The following is a 6314-nucleotide window of genomic DNA, read 5'->3' on the forward strand; positions in this document are numbered from 1 at the left end:
GAGCCATGAGAATTCGTCAACTGTTCACGTGTTCATGGCCCTACCTAATCTTTTTGCTGGTGGCGCTGGTCTTTTTAAGCCCCCAACTAATTAGTCACGTCACCTTAGTTGGTTCCGATGGGCTCTTTCATATGAACCGGTTTTACGATACGGCTAAGCAAATCCAGACCGGTCACTTTAACTTATTCCAATCAAATTTTGGCTTTGAGCAGTCTGGGAGGGTCATTAATGCCGTTTACGGTCCCCTGTTCGCTTATTTAAATGGTCTTATCTTAGCAATTACCCAGTCATGGTTTGGCTATGAAATCATCAGTGATTTGATTTTATTCATGCTGGCGGTCTGTGGGATGTATCAGGTCACTAAACAGGTTAAAGCCCCCCAATGGGCCGGGATCATGATTACGATCGCTTTTATGGGGGCTGGTTGGATGACCCGGTGGATGCAGTATCAAAACATGACCGCTTGGGGAGCCGCTTTAGCGCCTTTTGCCGTTGTTCAAGCCATCCGTCTCCATGAAAACCCTGATGATGGAATCAAGATTTGGCCCTTAGCTTTGACCATGACGGTCATTATGCAAATTCATGTTTTAAGCACGATCTTCTTCACCGTCATGTTAGTACCTTTCTTTATTGATGCTTGGATCAGGAGCCATCGAAAACGGCATCTCTGGGGACAGTTATTAAAAAGCATTGGCCTCACCATTATTTTTACGACCAACGTTTGGTTAAATTTTCTAGTCCTCTACTCTAAAAACCAGATTGCTAATCCCGGCGCCTTTGTGCTCTCGAAAAATGTCCTTCATCTCGGGATCCATCTCGCTAGCCGTGGTACCTTGAGCTATTTGATGATAATAATGATTTTCATCACCATCATGCTGACTGCATGGCAATGGCGACGGTCACATGATCATTTAGGCTTATGGTTGGTTATTAATGGCTTAGTTTGGCTTTTCTTAGCCACGAATTTGTTCCCCTGGCGTTGGTTCGATCAAAACCTCCCCCAACTCCAATCTAGTTTACAATTCCCCTACCGGCTGACAATTATTGCCTATCCGCTTTTGTTTGCAGGATTGGCCCGAAGCTTGTCTTATCTCAATAATTCTCATCGAGCTTGGCGGGTAATCGCTCAAGTAGTGCTCATCGTTGCGACCTTTATGGCGGCTGGTGCTGTCGTTAACCACACTCGCCATCGTTGCATCATCGCGCAACACAAAGGACTCACCAGTTGGACCAATACTGTTTCCATCGTCGGTTATAATCAACACCTGATTAAAAACTACATCAACTCGGACCATCCGGGTTCCCTCTTCTTAATTATTGACAAACGGCACCCGGACTATTTACCCGTGAAATATAAATTAAAAGGGAAGCAACAATATCGGGCCGTTACTTATCAAGCGACGATCATTAATCATTTCCGGGACTTTAACCACCAAGTGACCAAAAATGGACAATTACAAATCAGCTGGCAGCAGAATCAGGCTGGTAAAATCCAACTTCCTCTGATCACCTATCAACAATCTCAATTAAAGCTGAACGGTAAAAAAATCGGCTATCAAGTTAATCAGATTGGCGTCCCGACGATCACAGCTCCGGCTGGTCATAATACGATCACCCTTTCCTTTAAATTACCATTTTATTACTATCCCCTTCTGATTGTCTGGGGATTGAGTATCTTGTTCACCTTGATTTGGCAAATTTATCGTAACGCAAAAAGGATCCGCTAAAATCGGATCCTTTTTAAATTGGTGCTTATTTATCTTCGACCCCAGTCCCATCGTACTCATTAATCATAATTTGCTTTAAATCACTGATCAATGGTTCTTGAGGGTTAGCAGTGGTACATTGGTCCTCGTAAGCTAAGACTGCCAAGTCATCAACTTTAGCATCAAAGTCTTTCTTTGAAACACCCCAGTCCTTTAGAGTTAACTTCACGCCAACTGAGTGAGCTAAATCACGAACGGCTAGGCATAACTTATCAATCAATTCTTCATTGTTCTTCCCGCTTAGGCCAATCGTCTTAGCAATCGTGGCGTAATCTTCATCAGCCCGGAAGTATTCGTATTTTGGCCAAGTCGTAAATTTCTTTGGTAGCGTAGAATTAAACTTGATAACATGCGGCATCGTAATCGCAATGGCAATCCCGTGAGTTAAGCCAAAGGCTCCCCCAAGTTTGTGGGCAATCGAGTGGTTAATTCCAAGGAAGGCGTTAGCAAAAGCCATCCCGGCTAAGGTCGAGGCATTATGCATTTCTTCGCGCGCCTTGGCATCTCCATTGTAGGACTTCGTTAAGTTTTCAAAGACTAACTTAATTGCTTGTAAGGATAATGGACGGGTGTAATCTGATGCCATGTTCGATACATATGATTCCATCGCGTGAGCTAAGACATCCAATCCTGAAGCGGCAATGTTGCCCTTTGGTACCGTATCGACAAATTGTGGGTCCACAATCGCCACATCTGGTGTCAGAGCATAATCAGTTAGAGGGTACTTAACATGCGTTTCTGAGTCCGTAATGACTGCAAATGGGGTGACTTCTGAACCAGTCCCCGAAGTAGTTGGGATGGCCACCATTTGGGCTTTGGTTGGTTTTTCAAACCGGTAGGCCCGCTTCCGAATATTAATGAACTTCTGCTTAGCACCAAAGAAACTAGCGTCTTGGTTCTCATAGAACATCCACATTCCTTTAGCCGCATCCAATGGTGAACCACCACCAAGGGCAATAATAGTGTCTGGCTTGAAGGAGTTCATCAAAGCAACCCCCTTCTTAACCGTTTCGGTACTTGGATCGTTTTCAACATCAGAGAAGACCATGTATGGCACTTCATTTTGCCGTAACTTCAATTGATCCGTTACCACATCAACATAGCCATGAGCTTGAATTGATGGTCCCGTAACGATGAAGACCCGATTGATGTCTGGCATATCCTTCAAGTAACGTACAGCATCCCGTTCAAAGTAAACACGTGGTAATTTAATCCATTGCATATTATTCCGCCTCTTGGCAATTGTCTTGACGTTGATCAAATCGTAGTCCGTCACGTTATGAGAAATTGAGTTAGCCCCCCAGGAACCGGTTCCCAAGGTCAAGGATGGTGTCATCCGGTTGTACAAGTTACCAATCCCACTTAAGCCAGAAGGTGAGTTAACGATCACCCGAGAAGCCTTCATTTGGATACCGTATTGCTTAGCTAATTCCATGTCAGAAGTTTGGATCGCCGCCGTATGACCAAGTCCACCATAGTCAAGCAAACGGGCACAAATATCAAAGGCCTCTTCTTGATCCTTAGCCTTGTAGATTGAAAGGACTGGACTTAATTTTTCACCAGATAATAAGTCTTCATCTTTACCAACACCAGTGATCTCAGCTGCTAACACTTGAGTATCAGCTGGGACTTCAATACCGGCCATTTCTGCAATTTGCATCGCTGATTTACCGGCAATTGGTCCAAGAACGGAACCAGTTTCTGGATTAAACATGGCTTTACGTAACTTGTCTAAGTCCTTCTTTGGTACGAAGTACATCCGATTAGCCTTAAACATGTCCGTGACTTCTTTATAGATATCAGCATCAATGACGGCACTGTTTTCCGTGGCACAGATCATCCCATTATCAAAAGTTTTGGATAGGATAATATCATTAACAGCCCGTTTTAAGTTCGCGGTTTTTTCAATGTATACCGGACCGTTACCAGGTCCAACCCCCAAGGCTGGTTTTCCAGTCGAGTAGGCGGCTGTAACCATCCCTGGACCACCTGTAGCTAAGGTTGAAGCAACACCAGGATGATTAATTAAAGCTGTCGAAGTCTCTCGACTTGGTTCATCGATCCATTGAATAGCCCCTTCTGGTGCTCCGGCAGCAATGGCTGCATCACGTAAAATCTTGGCAGCATGCCGTGAACTTTGTAAGGCTTGTGGGTGGAAACTGAAGATGATTGGGTTTCGGGTCTTCATGGCAATAATCGCTTTAAAGAGCGTCGTTGAAGTTGGGTTCGTCACTGGCGTAATCCCTGCAATTACCCCTAATGGTTCGGCCACTTTGATTAATTCGTTAGCCTTATCATCTTCGATAATACCAACGGTCTTGTGCTTGCGAATGTGATGCCAAATTTCTTCCGTCGCAAACATATTTTTAATGGCTTTATCTTCAATCACACCCCGACCGGTTTCATTATAAGCTTCCACGGCTAATTCCATATGCTTATCTTGACCAGCTTCCACCATTTGGTGAGTAATGTAATCAACTTTTTCTTGATCGAAGTCGCTCATGATGTCTAAGGCTTCGTGGGCCTTTTTAACTAAACCATCAACGATTTCTTCAGCTCGTTCTTTCGTCATCTTAGGCTTTGCTTTTTCTACCATGCTTCATGGCCTCCTAAAAGTTTGTTACTTATTTCACAACTTATATACTACACCTTTTTTCAAAGGTGTCAATTAATTTAAGTCCTTTTTTATCCTTTATTCCCAGGAGTTTGTGAATATCGAAACTAGGTAAGCGGTTTCATTTTTATGGTGTTTGAATTTCTGTAATTACCCGATATTGTGAAGCTACTAACAAATATTTTTAGTTTCTTCATAAAATATAACTAATTACGTTATTTACCTTTCACCTGGTTTGTCGTTATAATAGATATCAATCTGCGTCCATCGATTTGACGCAAAACAAGGAGCTTTTCATGGAAAAACGAAAAATGAGTGTCTTCCAGTTAACTATCATTACGATGGTTAACATGTTAGGATCAGGGATTATTATGCTACCAGCTAAACTAGCGGCGGTCGGCTCGATCTCAGTGCTCTCCTGGTTGGTTACTTTAACTGGGGCTATGAGTTTAGCCTACATTTATGCTCGGCTGGGCACCTATGGTCATAACCGTAAGAACGGAATGGGTGGATATTCCGAAAATACCTTTGGTAAATTTGGGAATTTCTTAATCAATTACTCTTATGGGATTTCTTTGATCTTCGCTAATGTTGCCATTGCAGTAGCTGCCGTGGGCTATGGTTCAACTTTCTTAGGTTTGAACCTCTCATCGACCGATATTGTAATTTGGACCATTGTAATCTTACTAATCGCAACCTTCGCCAATTATTGGGGACCACGAGTAACGGGCCGGATTGGTTCTGTCACCGTCTGGTTTGTCATTATTCCCGTTGGCTTTATTGCTATTTTTGGTTGGTTCTGGTTCAGTGGCCACACCTTTGCAACCAGTTGGAATCCTCATCACCTTAATTTGTGGTCTGGAATTACGGAATCCGTCCCGATCACTCTCTGGTCATTCTTAGGTCTGGAATCGGCGGCATCTAATTCGGATGCGGTGGAAAATCCCGAGCGAAATGTCCCAATTGCTGTCCTGGGTGGAACCTTAGCGGCTGGAATTATCTATATTCTTTCTACCAATGTTGCACAAGGGATTATCGGTCACGCTGCTCTAGCAAAATCCAACGCTCCTTTCGGGCTGGTTTACGCTTCAATTTTAAGTCCTTTCTTTGGGAAGCTCGTCATGGCGATGATGACGATTTCATGTATTGGTGCCCTCTTAGGTTGGCAATTCACCATTAGTGAAAACTTTCGAGTATCGGCCGTCGCTGGTTATTTCCCGAAGTTTTTCAAATTGGTTAACGCTCACGGGGCCCCGTTTGTCGGGATGCTCACCATCATGATCATTGAATTTATACTTTCATTTATGACCATTAACCCAACTCTAAATGAACAATTTAACCAATTAGTTAATTTAGCCGTTGTCTTAAATCTGGTTCCTTATCTGCTTTGTATGGCTTCTCTAAAGGTTACCGAGGTCAATCAAATGAAACTAGGCCGTGAAGTTCCTTTCCACCGGACCACTATGTTCATTGCCTTTGTCGCTGGGATCTACAGTATTTACTCAATGTATGCTTGCGGAATTGATATTTTAGCAGCCGGATCCCTAGTCGTCTTCTTTGGAATGCTAGTGTACGGCTTAATCGCCGATCGTTTTACTGGATTTACTTTATAAAAGACAAAAGAGTTATGACTATTTTACTAGTCATAACTCTTTTTCATTCTATTCAGCTGACTTATAGATACCATTACTAACACACATTTTAATTACCTATTCTTTTTGAGAGATGGCATTTCTCTGCTAATGAAAAAATCGTAAGCTATATAGCAACTATATACATAAGTTGCAAGTACTATTACTGAAGTAAAAACCAATGGATATTGAATTCCAAAATTTGTCTTTGAATATGCTATTAAACTAACCATTGCCATTACAAAGAAAGATAATATATAACGTTTATCAATTACAGCAGAAAAAAGCAACATCAAATCAAGT

General features: G+C 42.5%; 4 protein-coding genes. 2 read left to right on the top strand and 2 right to left on the bottom strand.

The window, feature by feature from the left end; all coding sequences use genetic code 11:
- Nucleotides 1–5: 5 nt before the first annotated feature.
- Complete coding sequence (locus tag PS3_RS07870; protein ID WP_141566755.1) at nucleotides 6–1727, top strand: glycosyltransferase family protein; 1722 nt, start codon at nucleotides 6–8, stop codon at nucleotides 1725–1727.
- A 25-nt stretch (nucleotides 1728–1752) separates the two neighbouring features.
- Here PS3_RS07870 and adhE read toward each other — a convergent pair whose 3' ends face one another.
- Nucleotides 1753–4362, bottom strand: coding sequence for a bifunctional acetaldehyde-CoA/alcohol dehydrogenase (gene adhE / locus PS3_RS07875; protein ID WP_007122583.1), 2610 nt, complete (start codon nucleotides 4360–4362; stop codon nucleotides 1753–1755).
- 314 nt (nucleotides 4363–4676) lie between these two features.
- Here adhE and potE point away from each other — a divergent pair, with 314 nt between their 5' ends.
- Entirely contained in the window at nucleotides 4677–5993 is a 1317-nt protein-coding gene (gene potE, locus PS3_RS07880; RefSeq protein WP_040468698.1) for a putrescine-ornithine antiporter, read from the top strand.
- A gap of 92 nt (nucleotides 5994–6085) precedes the next feature.
- Here the strand turns inward: potE and PS3_RS10715 are convergent.
- Nucleotides 6086–6314: hypothetical protein (locus PS3_RS10715; protein ID WP_235720004.1), on the bottom strand; the 229-nt coding region annotated here is incomplete at its 5' end.

Source organism: Limosilactobacillus gastricus PS3 (assembly GCF_000247775.1).
Classification (GTDB): domain Bacteria; phylum Bacillota; class Bacilli; order Lactobacillales; family Lactobacillaceae; genus Limosilactobacillus; species Limosilactobacillus gastricus_A.